Here is a 376-nt window from a genome sequence, read left to right as displayed (position 1 = left end):
CCCGTTCGAACGGCACCTACGGCAGTCCGCGCATGACCCGTGAGTTGCAGGATAATGGTCTGGAGGTCGGTCGCCGTCGGACCGCCCGGCTGATGCGGGAGAATGGGTTCAAAGCCCGGCAGAAGCGACGGTTCAAGCGCACCACCGACAGCCATCACGCCTTTCCGATTGCGCCCAATTTGCTTGAGCAGGACTTCTCGGCCGAGCGTCCAAACGAGAAGTGGGCCGCCGATATCTCGTACCGTGCGCCTCGTCCCGGATGGTCCGGGGTGCATATGTCTGGAATGCGATGAGAAAGGAGGAAGGAGAATGCCTTGCCCCCTGCTGTGAGGGGGCATGAGCCCAAGCGGCGGTGACCTGCCGTCAACTGGCAGGG

1 pseudogene is annotated in these 376 nt (G+C 63.0%); it reads left to right on the top strand.

From position 1 onward, the window contains the following. Positions 1-263, top strand: a pseudogene (locus OC446_RS30675) (IS3 family transposase); the annotation flags it as partial. Positions 264-376 lie beyond the last annotated feature (113 nt).

It is taken from the genome of Microvirga sp. Mcv34 (assembly GCF_024519725.1).
Taxonomy (GTDB): domain Bacteria; phylum Pseudomonadota; class Alphaproteobacteria; order Rhizobiales; family Beijerinckiaceae; genus Microvirga.
Note: the sequence above shows the minus strand (reverse complement) of the source record. Positions and strands in the feature narration are given on the sequence as shown.